The sequence below is a fragment of the Streptomyces sp. NPDC048504 genome, assembly GCF_043200035.1.
Taxonomy (GTDB): domain Bacteria; phylum Actinomycetota; class Actinomycetes; order Streptomycetales; family Streptomycetaceae; genus Streptomyces.
The window spans coordinates 606,350-621,241 of the sequence record NZ_JBICXA010000003.1 but is presented as its reverse complement, the minus strand read 5'-3'; the positions used below and the strand labels follow the sequence as shown (position 1 = coordinate 621,241).

The following is a 14,892-nucleotide window of genomic DNA, read 5'->3' as shown; positions in this document are numbered from 1 at the left end:
CCCACTCCGAAACACCTCCCGAGGAACAGTCTTGAATCCCACGCCCACCACTGACGGCCACTCCCACGAGGCGAGCCCTCGACACACGCAGACCCTGGCGTCGGCGTCGGCCGAGTCCGTTCCCCGGCAGCAGCCCCGGAGCCCGGAAGCAGGTCAGCCGCGCAGCACAACCGCCGACCTCCTGGAGCACCCCGACCCCCACACCGCCGCCCAGGCCGCAGCCGTCGAGAATCTCCTGCGCTGCTGGGTCCGCGAGACGAACCTCCCCGCCCCCACCAACGGCACCCTCCACATTCCCCTCCCAGCCAGCGGCACGGCCCTGCACGCCCAGGTCCACTACTGGTCCCCGACGGGCTGGCACCGCTTCGGTCTTCCGTACCTGTCCGACGCTCCCCACGGCGCACCACCCGCCGACGCGGTGACGGTCGCGGCGTTGCTCGCAAGGGAGACGGTGGTGCGCGACGGCGCCTCGGTAACTGATGCTGATAGGGCGACCGCTGCTTCCGCGGGAGTGGTGTCGCAGGGGCGCGGTCGTGTTGCCGGGGGCGCCGACGTATCGGTATTTCCCAGCGCCACCTCGGTTGTTGACGAGGCGGTGACAGTGGCAGCGACAAGAGCACCCGCCACTGCGCCCGCCACTGCACCCGAAACCGTGACTGACCTGGTGGTCCGTGTAGCTGACTCCGTCCGCCGTACCGTCACCTTCATCACCGACCGTCGTGCACATCCGACCGATGGTCCCGATCTCTTCCTCTCCGCCGAACAGGCCCTCCTGCTCGGCCACCCGTTGCACCCGACCCCGAAGAGCCGCGAGGGTCTCTCCGAGACCGAAGCCCGCCTGTACTCACCGGAGTTGCGTGGCTCCTTCCCACTGCGCTGGTTGGCTGTCGCCCCTTCCGTACTCGCCACCGACTCGGCCTGGACCGAACGCGGCCGGCCTGTCCCCGCCGCCCACCTCACGGCCCGACTCGCCGGCTCCGAACTGCCGTTGCCCGAGGGCCATGCCGCTCTTCCTCTTCACCCGTGGCAGTGGCGCGAGATCCAACACCGAGCCGATATCGCTGCCTTGCGCGACGCCGGCCTGATCCAGGACCTCGGCACGCATGGCGCCCCGTGGCACCCCACCTCCTCCGTACGAACCGTCCACCAATCCGGTGCCCCCGCCATGCTCAAGCTGTCCCTGGGCCTCCGCATCACCAACTCCCGCCGTGAGAACCTCCGCAAGGAACTCCACCGAGGCGTCGAGGTACACCGCCTGCTGCGCACCGGCCTGTCCCAGCAGTGGCATGCCGCCCACCCTGGCTTCGACATCGTTCGCGATCCGGCCTGGCTGGCCGTTGACGCGTTGGGTGAGTGCGGCGCCGACTCGGGGGAGCGTGGCGTAGGTGAGTGCGGTGCTGATCGAGCCGGCCATGGCGAGCGCGATGCCCGTGTGCCCTTGGCCGGAATCGACGTGGTGATCCGGCACAACCCGTTCAGCGCGTCCGACGACGTGGCCTGTATCGCCGGGCTCGTCTCACTCCGGCCGTACGCCGGGCAGGACGCCCCCGATGGCGGACCGGCGAGTACCTTGCACGCCAGCCACGCCAGCCACGCCAGCCACACCGTGTCCGGCGCACCGCTGTTGCGGTCCCGCCTGGCCGAGGTCGTCACGGGCCTCGCCGCGCGGACCGGCCGGTCGCGTGGAGCAGTCGCCGCCGAGTGGTTCCTGCGCTACCTGGAGCAGGTCGTCCGTCCCGTGCTGTGGCTGGACAGCGAGGCGGGGATCGCCCTGGAGGCGCACCAGCAGAACACGCTGCTTCTGCTGAACGGCGAAGGTTGGCCTGTGGGCGGCCGTTACCGCGACAACCAGGGCTACTACTTCCGCGCATCCCGGCGCGCGGAGCTCGACGCCAGGCTGCCCGGCATCGGCGAACACAGCGACACCTTCGTGTCCGACGAGGTCACCGACGAACGCTTCGCGTACTACCTCGCGATCAACAACGTGCTCGGTCTCATCGGAGCGTTCGGTTCGCAACGTCTCGCCGACGAGAGGCTGTTGCTCTCCGCCTTCCGCCACTTCCTCGGAGACGTGGCTTCCGGTCCCACCCGGCTGCGCACCTCCTTGCCGGCCCGCCTGCTCGACTCACCCGTCCTGCGCTGCAAGGCCAACCTGCTGACCCGGCTGCACGGCCTCGACGAACTCATCGGTCCGGTCGACACCCAGTCCGTCTATGTCACCATCGCGAACCCCCTTCGTTCCTGACCATCACCACCACCGTCACCGGTTGCGAATGCCACCAGCTTATTCCGACTTCGACCGGCACCAACCCCCTTCGATCCCGACCACTACCAATCAACCCCCGACCCCCGCCAACTCCCTTCGCCCCTGAGGAACATGACCCACCCCATCTCCTGAGAGGAGCGCCACGGTGCCTCCCACCGATGCACGCGCCGACACTGTTACTGTCCCCGGCACAGACCTAGGCACCAGCGCGACTGCGAGCCAGAGTTCAGGCACGGACGGCGAGGACACCCTCGACCTCCGCCTGCCCGAAGAATTCATCGCGCTCTGCGCCGAGGTAGAGACAGTCGACCCGGCAGCCCACGGAGCGGTAGCCCACGCCATCGGGCTACGGAACCCGCCAGAGGGCACGGAAGGCGCGGCCCAGCCCAACCCCGCCGTCCAGCCCGACACCGCTGTCCCGGACGACGTAGACGCCCGACCTAACTCCGGTTTCTCGCCCAACTCCTATGTCCCGCCCAGCGACGACCTCCTCGACCGCGTCGCCGACTGGGGCCCGACCCACACCCCCGCAGGCGTCTTCCACCTCCTCCCCGTCCACATCGAACGCGACCTTCCGCTGATCACTCGCTGGATGAACGACCCTGCTGTCGCGGAGTTCTGGGAACTGGCCGGCCCTCAGGCGCTGACCGAGGACCACCTGCACGCCCAACTCGCCGGTGACGGACGCAGCGTTCCCTGTCTCGGCGTGCTGGACGGCACCCCGGTGAGCTACTGGGAGATCTACCGGGCGGACCTCGACCCACTGGCACGCCATTACCCGGCCCGACCGCACGACACCGGCATCCACCTCCTTATCGGCAACGTCACCGACCGAGGACGAGGACTGGGCGTCACCCTCCTCCGGGCCGTCGCCGACCTCGTACTCGACAAGCGGTCCGCCTGCGCTCGCATCGTCGCGGAACCCGACATTCGCAACACCCCTTCCGTAGCCGCCTTTCTGGGCGCCGGTTTCCGGTTCTCCGCCGAGGTCGACCTGCCCGGCAAGCGGGCCGCCCTCATGGTCCGAGACCGTTCCTTGCGTGATCTGCTGTAGCGCCACGTGGTTGCGCCATCACTTTTGGTACACCGCTCGACCGGATCCGGTTCCCACTCCTTCGAATCGGATTCCGACCCCCACGCCTCGACCGCCCGACCCCAGCGACTGCACTCACCGCCCGACCACACCGCCCGCACTCACCGCCCGAACCCACCTCGAATCGACAGGACCACCGAACAACCCGAGCCCACCTCGAACCGAACCAGCCCCAACCCGCACCCGGTCCGCCCCCGCCCCAATCCCCTCCGCCCCGAATCGATCGCCACCTGCCCCGACCCGAACCGACCCGATCCCCATCCGAACAGAACCCACACCCACCCAAACGCTCCCCGGTCTAGATCCACCCCGTCCCTCCGACTTGATCGCCCGGCTGTCAGTCCCGCCCCGTAGGCTGGTCGCGCTATGACGAAGCCCTCACTCCCCGAACTCCTGCATGCTGCCGTCACTGCCGTCGGCGGTTCGGAGCGCCCAGGCCAGGTGACCATGGCCGAAGCCGTCGCGGAGGCGATCGACGACGGCTCCCATCTGCTGGTCCAGGCCGGCACCGGCACCGGAAAGTCGCTCGGCTACCTCGTGCCCGCGCTCGCGCACGGGGAGCGTGTGGTCGTAGCGACCGCCACCCTCGCGCTCCAGCGCCAGCTCGTGGAGCGCGACCTGCCGCGCACGGTAGACGCGCTGCATCCGCTGCTGCGCCGCCGCCCCCAGTACGCGATGCTCAAGGGCCGGTCGAACTACCTGTGCCTGCACCGGCTCCACGAGGGCATGCCGCAGGACGAGGAGGAGGGCCTCTTCGACCAGTTCGAGGCGGCGGCGCCCACCAGCAAGCTCGGTCAGGACCTGCTGCGGCTGCGCGACTGGACCGACGAGACGGAGACCGGTGATCGTGACGACCTCACACCCGGAGTCTCCGACCGCGCGTGGGCACAGATCTCCGTGTCCTCCCGGGAGTGCCTGGGTGCCCAGAAGTGCGCTTACGGGGCGGAGTGTTTCGCAGAGGCGGCCCGCGAGCGGGCCAAGCTCGCCGACGTCGTCGTCACGAACCACGCACTGCTCGCGATCGACGCCATTGAAGGCGCCCCCGTTCTCCCGCAGCACGAAGTGCTGATCGTCGACGAAGCGCATGAACTGGTCTCCCGGGTCACCGGAGTTGCCACCGGCGAGCTCACCCCGGGGCAGGTCAACCGTGCGGTGCGCCGGGCCGCGAAGCTGGTCAACGAGAAGGCCGCCGACCAGCTCCAGACCGCCGCTGAGGGCTTCGAGCGGCTGATGGAGCTCGCCCTGCCGGGCCGCCTGGAGGAGATCCCGGAGGACCTCGGTTACGCCCTCATGGCGCTGCGCGACGCCTGCCGCACGGTGATCTCCGCGATCGGCGCCACCCGCGACAAGTCCGTGCAGGACGAGGACGCGGTTCGCAAGCAGGCGCTGGCCTCCGTAGAGGCCGTACACGACGTGTCGGAGCGGATCACCAACGGCTCCGAGTGGGACGTCGTCTGGTACGAACGCCACGACCGCTTCGGTGCCTCCCTGCGCGTCGCTCCCATGTCCGTGTCGGGCCTCCTGAGGGAGAAGCTCTTCACGGACCGCTCGGTGACCCTGACCTCCGCGACGCTGAAGCTCGGCGGCGACTTCAACGGGGTAGGCGCCTCCCTGGGCCTCGCCCCCGAGGGCACCGCGGGCGACGAGCTGCCGCAGTGGAAGGGCGTCGACGTGGGCTCGCCCTTCGACTACCCGAAGCAGGGCATCCTGTACGTCGCCAAACACCTGGCGCGCCCCGCGCGGGACGGCGATCGCGCCGACATGCTGGACGAGTTGACGGAGTTGATCCAGGCGGCCGGCGGTCGCACCCTGGGCCTCTTCTCCTCGATGCGGGGCGCCCAACTCGCCGCCGAGGAGCTGCGCTCCCGCATCCCCGAGTACCCGATCCTGCTCCAGGGCGAGGAGACGCTCGGCGAGCTGATCAAGAACTTCGCGGCCGACCCGAAGACCTGTCTCTTCGGCACGCTGTCGCTCTGGCAGGGCGTCGACGTCCCCGGAGCCAGCTGCCAGCTCGTCGTCATGGACAAGATCCCGTTCCCGCGCCCGGACGACCCGCTGATGAGCGCCCGCCAGAAGGCAGTCGAGGACGCCGGGGGCAACGGCTTCATGGCGGTGGCCGCCACACACGCGGCGCTCCTCATGGCCCAGGGGGCCGGCCGCCTTGTCCGCGCGTCGGGGGACCGAGGCGTGGTCGCCGTCCTTGACCAGCGGCTCGCAACCGCCCGCTACGGCAGCTATCTCAAGGCGTCACTGCCCGACTTCTGGTACACCACGGACCGTAACCAGGCCCGGAGGTCGCTGGCCGCGATCGACGCGAAGGCGAAGCAGGAGGAAGCCGAAGCGGAGTGATCCGGGCGGCGGTGTTGGCCCGGGCGCTTCCGACCGGCACTGAATCGACGACCGGCCGCCACCGGGGCCCGGACAGCACAGGACCCCGGAACCGGCGCAGGGGTCCCGGGGTCCGGTCAGGGGGCCGGGCCGATGAGGCCCGCCCGCCGCAGCCGTCACACGCGCCGCAGCACTGCCACCACCTTGCCGAGGATCGTCGCGTCGTCGCCAGCGATCGGCTCGTAGGCCGAGTTGTGCGGGAGGAGCCAGACGTGGCCGTCCTCGCGCTTGAAGCGCTTGACGGTGGCCTCGCCCTCCAGCATGGCGGCCACGATGTCACCGTTCTCGGCGACCGGCTGGCGGCGCACGGTGACCCAGTCGCCGTCGCAGATCGCGGCCTCGATCATCGAGTCACCGACGACCTTGAGGACGAACAGCTCACCGTCACCGACCAGTTGGCGGGGGAGGGGGAAGACGTCCTCGACCGACTCCTCGGCGAGGATCGGGCCACCCGCGGCGATCCGGCCCACCAAGGGGACGTACGACGCGGCGGGTTTGCCCGCGGTGTCCGTGGGCTGCACCGACGAGGACTGGTCGCTGCCGCGGACCTCGTACGCGCGCGGGCGGTGCGGGTCGCGGCGCAGGAAGCCCTTGCGCTCCAGTGCCATCAGCTGGTGTGCGACCGAGGACGTGCTGGACAGGCCCACGGCCTGGCCGATCTCGCGCATCGACGGCGGGTAGCCCCGTCGCTGCACCGAGTCCCTGATGACCTCGATCACCCGGCGCTGCCGGTCCGTGAGCCCTGAGCTGTCCGCCCGGATGCCGGGAGGTCGGCCCGGCAGGGAGCGCTTGTGTCCCTCGGGATTCGCGGCTTCGTTCATTGCATGCACCGGCTCGAGTCGGCCCTGGGAGCGATCCTGGGCAGTGATGGTGGCACTGTCTGCGGTGGTGGTCACGTCGGCCCCTCTCGATGGTCTCCCTGCTGGACAACGGTAGTTGCTTTCGAAAGGTTGCGCCAAACACACGTTCGAGTGAAAAAGTGCAGATAGCCTGTCGCGATCATGCGTCTGGGTGTATGGCTAACGCGGCACCTGGCGGACGAAAGAGCTCATTGTTGTACTTTTCGCCGCCGTGGTGGTGACCTCGTGGGTTGTCGCCTCAGTCTGCCACCCGGTGTCCCGGCAGTCGGGGGCCGGTCCCGTTCTGTGCGGGAGCCCCACGCCTCCTCCGTGCCGCGCTCACGGTATCTCCGTAAGTGGCCTGGCGGTACGGCTGTGCGCCAGCGTGTTCGGGGTGACGGGACGGTCGTATGGCACATGCCAATACGGGCGCGACACGCGCGTACGGCGTGTTTGTGTGAGCCAATCACCACATCTAGTGGTTGGATTGCGGCAGCAGCCCAGAAGTTGTGGTCCCCCGGGTCTTCAACGTCTCGGTCATCGCCTATGCTTGGGGCTGCTTCGAGAGGCCCAAGGGGTCTCACGAGGCTATTGAGTCTGCTGCGAGGGAGGGTTGGAGACCATGCACTGCCCCTTCTGCAGGCACCCCGACAGCCGTGTCGTCGACAGCCGTACGACCGACGACGGAACGTCGATCCGCCGGCGCCGCCAGTGCCCTGACTGCTCCCGTCGTTTCACGACCGTGGAGACGTGCTCGCTCATGGTGGTCAAGCGGTCCGGAGTCACCGAGCCTTTCAGTCGTACCAAGGTCATCAACGGTGTGCGCAAGGCATGCCAGGGACGGCCTGTCACCGAGGACGCACTCGCCCAGCTCGGCCAGCGGGTCGAGGAGGCGGTGCGGGCCACCGGAAGCGCCGAACTGACCACCCATGACGTCGGGCTGGCCATACTCGGCCCGTTGCAGGAACTCGACCTCGTCGCCTATCTGCGATTCGCCTCCGTCTACCGGGCGTTCAACTCGCTTGAGGACTTCGAGGCCGCGATCGTGGAACTGCGCGAAGTGACCCCAGGCCCCGCCGCGGACGACGAAGACGCGGTAGCGGGGAGCCAGGAAGACGACGGCGGGACCGGAGGGACTGTTCAGGTCCCCGTGCCCGCCCACTCCGCCGACTGACCGACGGGCCGGAACCGGGCGGAGACCCCGGGTCCGGCCGCGCGGCGGCGAACCAGGACTTGTTGCGGGGCCATGAGCTGTGGGCGCCCGCGGCATCAGACAAACACTCTGCCACGGGAACAACGTGGCATTTTCGGGCGTTTTTGCCTGTAGAGGGAGGCGGCATGACAGAGACGGCGAGCGGTCCGGCACGAGGTTCCCGCGCGAAGGGCACCAAGGCCACCAAGGGACTGCGCATCGAGCGTATTCACACCACCCCCGGCGTGCACCCGTACGACGAGGTGGAGTGGGAGCGCCGTGACGTCGTCATGACCAACTGGCGCGACGGCTCGGTCAATTTCGAGCAGCGTGGCGTCGAGTTCCCCGCCGAGTGGGCGGTGAACGCGGTCAACATCGTCACCAGCAAGTACTTCCGCGGTGCCGTAGGCACCCCCCAGCGCGAGGTGAGCCTCAAGCAGCTCATCGACCGCATCGTGAAGACCTATCGGAAGGCCGGCGAGGACCACAAGTACTTCGCCTCGCCCGCCGACGCCGAGATCTTCGAGCACGAGCTGGCGTACGCCCTCCTGCACCAGGTCTTCAGCTTCAACAGCCCCGTGTGGTTCAACGTGGGCACCCCGCAGCCCCAGCAGGTCTCGGCCTGCTTCATCCTGGCCGTCGACGACTCCATGGAGTCCATCCTCGACTGGTACAAGGAAGAGGGCATGATCTTCAAGGGCGGCTCCGGCGCCGGCCTGAACCTGTCCCGCATCCGCTCCTCCAAGGAACTGCTCTCCTCCGGGGGCAACGCCTCGGGACCGGTCTCCTTCATGCGCGGCGCCGACGCCTCCGCGGGAACCATCAAGTCCGGTGGCGCCACCCGCCGCGCGGCCAAGATGGTAATCCTGGACGTCGACCACCCCGACATCGAGGACTTCATCCAGACCAAGGTCAAGGAAGAAGAGAAGATCCGAGCCCTCCGTGACGCGGGCTTCGACATGGACCTGGGCGGCGACGACATCACGTCGGTCCAGTACCAGAACGCCAACAACTCGGTCCGTGTGAACGACACGTTCATGAAGGCCGTGGAGAACGGCGACAAGTTCGGCCTGACGTCCCGCATGACCGGCGAGGTCATCGAGGAGGTCGACGCCAAGCAGCTCTTCCGCAAGATGGCCGAGGCCGCCTGGGCCTGCGCCGACCCGGGCATCCAGTACGACAACACCATCAACCAGTGGCACACGTGCCCGGAGTCCGGCCGTATCAACGGCTCGAACCCGTGCAGCGAGTACATGCACCTGGACAACACGTCCTGCAACCTCGCCTCGCTGAACCTGATGAAGTTCCTCAAGGACGACGGCAAGGGCAACCAGTCCTTTGAGGTCGAGCGCTTCGCCAAGATCGTCGAACTCGTCATCACCGCGATGGACATCTCCATCTGCTTCGCGGACTTCCCGACCCAGAAGATCGGCGAGAACACCCGCGCGTTCCGCCAGCTCGGCATCGGCTACGCCAACCTCGGCGCCCTGCTGATGGCGACTGGCCACGCGTACGACTCCGACGGCGGCCGTGCCCTCGCCGGCGCCATCACCTCCCTGATGACCGGCACGTCGTACAAGCGTTCCGCAGAACTCGCCGCGGTCGTCGGCCCGTACGACGGCTACGCCCGCAACGAGCAGCCGCACCTGCGCGTCATGAAGCAGCACGCCGACGCCAACGCCGTCGCCCCGCGCGCGGACGACCTGGACACGCCCATCTGGGCCGCTGCCACGGAGTCCTGGCAGGACGTACTGCGCCTCGGTGAGAAGAACGGTTTCCGTAACTCGCAGGCGTCCGTCATCGCCCCGACCGGCACCATCGGCCTCGCGATGTCCTGCGACACCACCGGACTTGAGCCCGACCTCGCCCTGGTCAAGTTCAAGAAGCTGGTCGGCGGCGGCTCGATGCAGATCGTCAACGGCACCGTTCCGCAGGCCCTGCGCCGCATGGGCTACCAGGAGGAGCAGATCGAGGCGATCGTCGCCCACATCGCCGACAACGGCAATGTGATCGACGCCCCTGGCCTCAAGCAGGAGCACTACGAGGTGTTCGACTGCGCCATGGGCGAGCGCTCCATCTCCGCGATGGGCCACGTCCGCATGATGGCCGCAATCCAGCCCTGGATCTCCGGCGCGCTCTCCAAGACGGTCAACCTGCCGGAGACGGCGACCGTCGAGGACGTCGAAGAGGTCTACTTCGAGGCATGGAAGCTGGGCGTCAAGGCGCTCGCGATCTACCGCGACAACTGCAAGGTCGGCCAGCCCCTCTCCGCCAAGACCAAGGAGAAGGTCGAGGTCACAGCCAAGGCCGAGGAGACCATCCGCACCGCGGTCGAGAAGGTCGTCGAGTACCGCCCCGTCCGCAAGCGTCTCCCCAAGGGCCGCCCGGGCATCACGACCTCCTTCACGGTCGGCGGCGCCGAGGGCTACATGACCGCCAACTCCTACCCGGACGACGGTCTCGGCGAGGTCTTCCTGAAGATGTCGAAGCAGGGCTCGACCCTCGCGGGCATGATGGACGCCTTCTCGATCGCCGTCTCCGTGGGCCTGCAGTACGGCGTGCCCCTGGAGACGTACGTCTCCAAGTTCACGAACATGCGCTTCGAGCCGGCCGGTATGACGGACGACCCGGACGTGCGGATGGCGCAGTCGATCGTCGACTACATCTTCCGTCGCCTGGCGCTCGACTTCCTGCCCTTCGAGACGCGCTCCGCGCTCGGCATCCACTCCGCCGAGGAGCGCCAGCGTCACCTGGAGACCGGTTCGTACGAGCCGACCGAGGACGAGGTCGACGTCGAAGGCCTGGCCCAGTCGGCGCCGCGCGCCCAGGAGCTGAAGGCCGTGGCCACGCCGAAGGCCGTGGTCGAGGCAGCCAAGCCCGCTCCGCAGCAGGCGCACACCAGCGCCGAGCTGGTGGAGATGCAGCTGGGCATCCAGGCCGACGCCCCGCTCTGCTTCTCCTGCGGTACGAAGATGCAGCGGGCCGGTTCCTGCTACATCTGCGAGGGGTGCGGTTCGACCAGCGGCTGCAGCTGATCAAGGGCACCTGCTTGAAGTGAACTAGCTGGTCAGGGCGGTGAAGCCGGTATCAAGGCTTCACCGCCCTCAGCATGTCTCGGCCCAGGGCGAATCGGGTTTCCCAGCGGAACGATCAGCGGTTAATCTCCCTCGACGCGCATAGCGTGCGCACAGGGGAGGGTGGGGGCATGGTCGACAATTCCGTCGAGCCCGAAAAAGGTATGAGGGCGGGGGCCCAGGCAATCGCGGCAGTGGTCGTGGTCGGGGGTGTCGTAGGGGGAATGTGGGGACTCGGGGGAGTCCTGCCGAAGACGTCGCAGCAGGCCGGAAAACCGGCGACCTGTACAGCGAGCACGGACAAGACACTGCCCGCGAAGTACGTCTCGCCGGCGCAACTCTGCACGGCACTGAACCGCACGGACCTTCCGGTGCTCCTGGGGACCCCGGACGAGCACGCGGAGACCGCCGGAGGCAGTGCGGGCTGGATGACGCTGGCGGGCGGCACCAAGATCGCCAGCCCTGAGGCCGACGTGGACCTGACGACCTATTCCGTACGGCTGTCGGCGTCCTACGACGACATTCCCGTCGCCGAGGCGGCTCGTTACGTGGACTCGACCTCAGAGGTGAAGATGGTCCTGGGGCACCCGGCCGTCCTCTACTCGGACCGGACCATCGCGATCAGCTTCAACCTCGGCGGAGGCAAGGCCAGTACGGGCCCTGGGGGTATCGCCCGCAGCCTACTGGTCTCCACGAGTGCGAAGGACGGCGGCGACTCCTTCGAGATATCCATCTGGCGTCAGGACGACGTGCCGCCCGACGACGAGGCGCTGTTCCGCGTCGCTGAGGAGGTGCTGCCGACGGTCCCGGGCTGGACCGCCGGCTGACGCGCCGTCCGCGATGGGCTCAGGGCTGCTGTGCCCTGCCCATCGTCCTGGTGAAGGTCGCGGGGTCGTCCTCGAAGCCCCGGATGCCGGGATGGAAGTCCCAGCTTCCGGACTCGTCCCGGACGAACTCCCCGACCGTCGCCGCCGTAGCGCCGAGGACGTCACCGAAGTCGTCCTCGGTGAGGACGGTGTACCCCTCGCGGATGCGCAGCTTCGGGTTGAGGACATTGACGAACGTGCGGTGGGCGACCCGCTGTTGGATGACGACACCGACCACCACGCGCGCGTACCGGTCGGCCAGTCGGTCGAGTTCCAGGGTCATGACCTCGTCCCAGCCGAAGCCCTTGCCGTCCTTGCTGTCCCGGTTGAGATAGATGGTGCCGTCGGGCGAGCGGCTGTCGAAGTGCACCGCGTACGCGGGAGCGCCGTACAGATCGCCCGCCACATACGTGGTGGCGACGATGTCCAGATCGACGGGCGGCTGCCCGGTGGGACTCGGATCCCACTGGAGCCCGACTTCGGCCTTGCGGATCCCCTTGTTGAGGCCGTTCACCACAGTTCCCCTTCCCCGTTCGCCTCGATCGCGCGCCCCAACTACTGGGCGATCAGCGTTCGTTGTCCATCGTGCCACGCGCGCGGGGGCGCATGCGCCGACGATCTCAGCCGGAGCGTGACCGGCGCCACGCTCCGTGGCCTTACGATGGCGCGGTGCTGGTCAAGTGGATTCGCTGCACCGTGGTGGACCGCCGCGGCTTCGAGCGCGGGCAGCGAAAGTGGGCGGGGCTTCTGGGGGAGCCGGGATTTCGGGGACAGGGGGGAGGCTGGAGCAGAGCGCGGCCAGGCGTGGCACACATTTTCGCGTTCTGGGAAAGCCGTGCCTTCTACGACTCCTTCATGGCCCGATCCCACGACCGGCTGGCGTCGGCCCAGGCGGGCACCTTCAAGGACGCGCAGGTCAAGCTGTTCGACCACCGCTTCGACGTGAAGACCGGCTTCGAGCCTCGCTTCACCGACGCCGACCTGGTGCGGGTGGCCCTGTGCCGTGTCCACGAGGAGCGCGCCGAGCACTTCACGCTGATGCAGGAGAAGGTCTGGAACCCGGCGATGGCCGGTTCCCCCGGCATGCTCCGCGGGCTGTTCGGCGAGGCCCCGGGGCACGAGTTCATGGTGCTGTCGATGTGGCACTCGGCCGCCGAGCACGGCAAGTACCGCACCGAACGGGTCGAACGGCTCGCCCTGCGGGCCCAGATCGAGGCGGACATCGACTCCCTCACGGGGGACATCGTCCAACTGGAACCGTCCTGGACGGTTTGAAATCCGAACTGACGTCACCGGCGTCCCACTGTGTGAATCGTGCGCCCCTATGTGGTCCATCGGGCACAATTCGTGTGACCTACGCCGTATGGAGCCCGTACGAGTGCTCGATATGCCGTCACTCGATCTAGGGTTTTGGCATGGCACGACCACGGCGCATCGTCCTTGTCCGGCACGGCGAGTCAACGGGCAATGTTGATGACACTGTGTACGAGCGTGAACCCGACCATTCCCTGGCGCTGACCGACCAGGGCTGGCGACAGGCGGAGGAGACCGGAAAGCGGTTGCGGGAGGTGTTCGGCCGCGAGCGCATCAGCGTGTACGTCTCCCCGTACCGCCGCACGCACGAGACCTTCCGGGCCTTCCACCTGGACCCCGACCTCGTCCGGGTGCGGGAGGAGCCCCGGCTGCGCGAACAGGACTGGGGGAACTGGCAGGACCGCGACGACGTACGCCTCCAGAAGGCGTACCGGGACGCGTACGGGCACTTCTTCTACCGCTTCGCCCAGGGCGAGTCCGGCGCCGACGTCTACGACCGGGTGGGCGGCTTCCTGGAGAGCCTGTACCGCAGTTTCGAGGCCCCCGACCACCCGCCGAACGTGCTCCTGGTGACACACGGCCTGGCGATGCGGCTGTTCTGCATGCGCTGGTTCCACTGGACGGTCGCGGAGTTCGAGTCGCTGTCGAATCCCGGGAACGCCGAGATGCGGATGCTCGTTCTGGGAGACGACGGCAGGTACGCGCTGGACCGGCCGTTCGACAGCTGGCGAGACCCGGAGCCGTACGGGATCACCGGATAGGGTGGCGGACCGATGATCGCTGACTCCTCTTCCGGCACTCCCGACCGGCGCCTGGACCGCGCCCTGGCCAGCTTGCGTGGACTCGCCGTGGGCGACGCGCTGGGCTCACAGTTCTTCGTCCCCGCGAACCACCCCCTTCTCAAGCGCCGCGAACTGCCTCCGACTCCCTGGCAGTGGACGGACGACACGGAAATGGCCTGCTCCGTGGTCGCCGTCCTGGCAGCCCACCGCCGCATCGACCAGGACGCCCTGGCCCGTTCCTTCGCCGAACACCACGACTTCGACCGCGGCTACGGACCCGCGGTCAACCGGCTCTTGCGCCTCGTCCGCGAAGGCGGCGACTGGCGCGAACTGTCCGCCGCGCTCTTCAACGGACAGGGGTCGTGGGGCAACGGCGCGGCGATGCGCATCGCACCCCTGGGCGCCTGGTACGCGGACGACCCCGAGCAGGCCACCCACCAGGCGGAGATCTCCGCCTACCCCACGCACCAGCACCGTGAGGCCGTGGTCGGCGCCATGGCCGTCGCCGCGGCCGCCGCGCTGGCCGCCGCCCCCGGCGGCCCGCCCAGTGCCGAGGCACTCCTCGACGGCGTCATCGCACTCGTACCGAAGAGCGCCGTCGGCGCGGGCCTGCGGCGCGCCCGGGACATGCTCGACTACGCCGACCCCGGCACCGTCGCCGCCGTCCTGGGCTGCGGACGCCGTACGTCCGCTCACGACACGGTCCCCTTCGCGCTCTGGTCGGCCGCGCGCGGCCTCAGCGACTACGAGGGGGCGTTCTGGGACACCTCCCAGGTCGGCGGGGACGTGGACACTAGCTGCGCCATCGTGGGCGGTGTGATCGCCGGCGGGAAGGCGGGGGCGCCGCCCACCGAGTGGCTGGAACGGACGGAGGCGCTGCCGGGCTGGGTTCCGACGTCGGTCTGACGTCCTCACCTCGCCACCGGACAGCGCCGCCCACATCCAGGCGAAACTCTCCGTGTCTGTCGGGAACTCTCCGTGACCGCCCGCCCGTTGTCGTGGCAGTCGCCGTGCGACACATGAGTCCGCACAGGCAAGGCACGACAGTTGGGGGGGCGTGGTCATGGGGTTTTCGCTG

At 68.5% G+C, this 14,892-nt stretch carries 11 protein-coding genes; 9 read left to right on the top strand and 2 right to left on the bottom strand.

All coding sequences use genetic code 11. The features are described 5' to 3' along the window. Positions 1–31: 31 nt before the first annotated feature. The 3 genes from ACGFY9_RS10585 to ACGFY9_RS10575 all read left to right on the top strand — a co-directional run bounded on the left by ACGFY9_RS10585 (position 32) and on the right by ACGFY9_RS10575 (position 5,708). Positions 32–2,245 carry an IucA/IucC family protein gene (locus ACGFY9_RS10585; RefSeq protein ID WP_393753320.1) on the top strand — a complete coding sequence of 738 codons (2,214 nt, stop codon included), beginning with the start codon at positions 32–34 and terminating at the stop codon, positions 2,243–2,245. A 166-nt stretch (positions 2,246–2,411) separates the two neighbouring features. Then, positions 2,412–3,320 carry a GNAT family N-acetyltransferase gene (locus ACGFY9_RS10580; protein ID WP_393753319.1) on the top strand — a complete coding sequence of 303 codons (909 nt, stop codon included), beginning with the start codon at positions 2,412–2,414 and terminating at the stop codon, positions 3,318–3,320. A gap of 405 nt (positions 3,321–3,725) precedes the next feature. Beyond that, positions 3,726–5,708 carry an ATP-dependent DNA helicase gene (locus tag ACGFY9_RS10575; protein ID WP_393753318.1) on the top strand — a complete coding sequence of 661 codons (1,983 nt, stop codon included), beginning with the start codon at positions 3,726–3,728 and terminating at the stop codon, positions 5,706–5,708. Between the two features lie 155 nt (positions 5,709–5,863). On the opposite strand, the gene lexA is transcribed toward ACGFY9_RS10575, so the two are convergent. Further along, positions 5,864–6,643 (bottom strand): transcriptional repressor LexA, encoded by a 780-nt coding sequence (gene lexA, locus ACGFY9_RS10570; protein ID WP_359609982.1) that lies wholly within the window; start codon positions 6,641–6,643, stop codon positions 5,864–5,866. Between the two features lie 565 nt (positions 6,644–7,208). On the opposite strand from lexA, the gene nrdR reads away from it, so the two are divergent. The 3 genes from nrdR to ACGFY9_RS10555 all read left to right on the top strand — a co-directional run bounded on the left by nrdR (position 7,209) and on the right by ACGFY9_RS10555 (position 11,679). Next, positions 7,209–7,760, top strand: coding sequence for a transcriptional regulator NrdR (nrdR, locus tag ACGFY9_RS10565; protein WP_393753317.1), 552 nt, complete (start codon positions 7,209–7,211; stop codon positions 7,758–7,760). Between the two features lie 164 nt (positions 7,761–7,924). Continuing rightward, positions 7,925–10,813, top strand: a complete 2,889-nt coding sequence (locus ACGFY9_RS10560; protein ID WP_393753316.1) for a vitamin B12-dependent ribonucleotide reductase — start codon at positions 7,925–7,927, stop codon at positions 10,811–10,813. Positions 10,814–10,983: 170 nt separating this feature from the next. Then, positions 10,984–11,679 (top strand): DUF6215 domain-containing protein, encoded by a 696-nt coding sequence (locus ACGFY9_RS10555; RefSeq protein WP_393753315.1) that lies wholly within the window; start codon positions 10,984–10,986, stop codon positions 11,677–11,679. Between the two features lie 19 nt (positions 11,680–11,698). Here ACGFY9_RS10555 and ACGFY9_RS10550 read toward each other — a convergent pair whose 3' ends face one another. Next, positions 11,699–12,232, bottom strand: a complete 534-nt coding sequence (locus tag ACGFY9_RS10550; RefSeq protein WP_366493384.1) for a TerD family protein — start codon at positions 12,230–12,232, stop codon at positions 11,699–11,701. A 155-nt stretch (positions 12,233–12,387) separates the two neighbouring features. Here ACGFY9_RS10550 and ACGFY9_RS10545 point away from each other — a divergent pair, with 155 nt between their 5' ends. The 3 genes from ACGFY9_RS10545 (at position 12,388) to ACGFY9_RS10535 (ending at position 14,720) form a co-directional block, all read left to right on the top strand. Beyond that, positions 12,388–12,993 carry a YdbC family protein gene (locus tag ACGFY9_RS10545; RefSeq protein WP_366493383.1) on the top strand — a complete coding sequence of 202 codons (606 nt, stop codon included), beginning with the start codon at positions 12,388–12,390 and terminating at the stop codon, positions 12,991–12,993. A 140-nt stretch (positions 12,994–13,133) separates the two neighbouring features. Further along, positions 13,134–13,793 carry a histidine phosphatase family protein gene (locus ACGFY9_RS10540; protein ID WP_366436423.1) on the top strand — a complete coding sequence of 220 codons (660 nt, stop codon included), beginning with the start codon at positions 13,134–13,136 and terminating at the stop codon, positions 13,791–13,793. A 12-nt stretch (positions 13,794–13,805) separates the two neighbouring features. Beyond that, positions 13,806–14,720: an ADP-ribosylglycohydrolase family protein gene (locus ACGFY9_RS10535; RefSeq protein ID WP_393753314.1), complete on the top strand. Its 915-nt coding sequence runs from the start codon at positions 13,806–13,808 to the stop codon at positions 14,718–14,720. Positions 14,721–14,892: the final 172 nt, after the last annotated feature.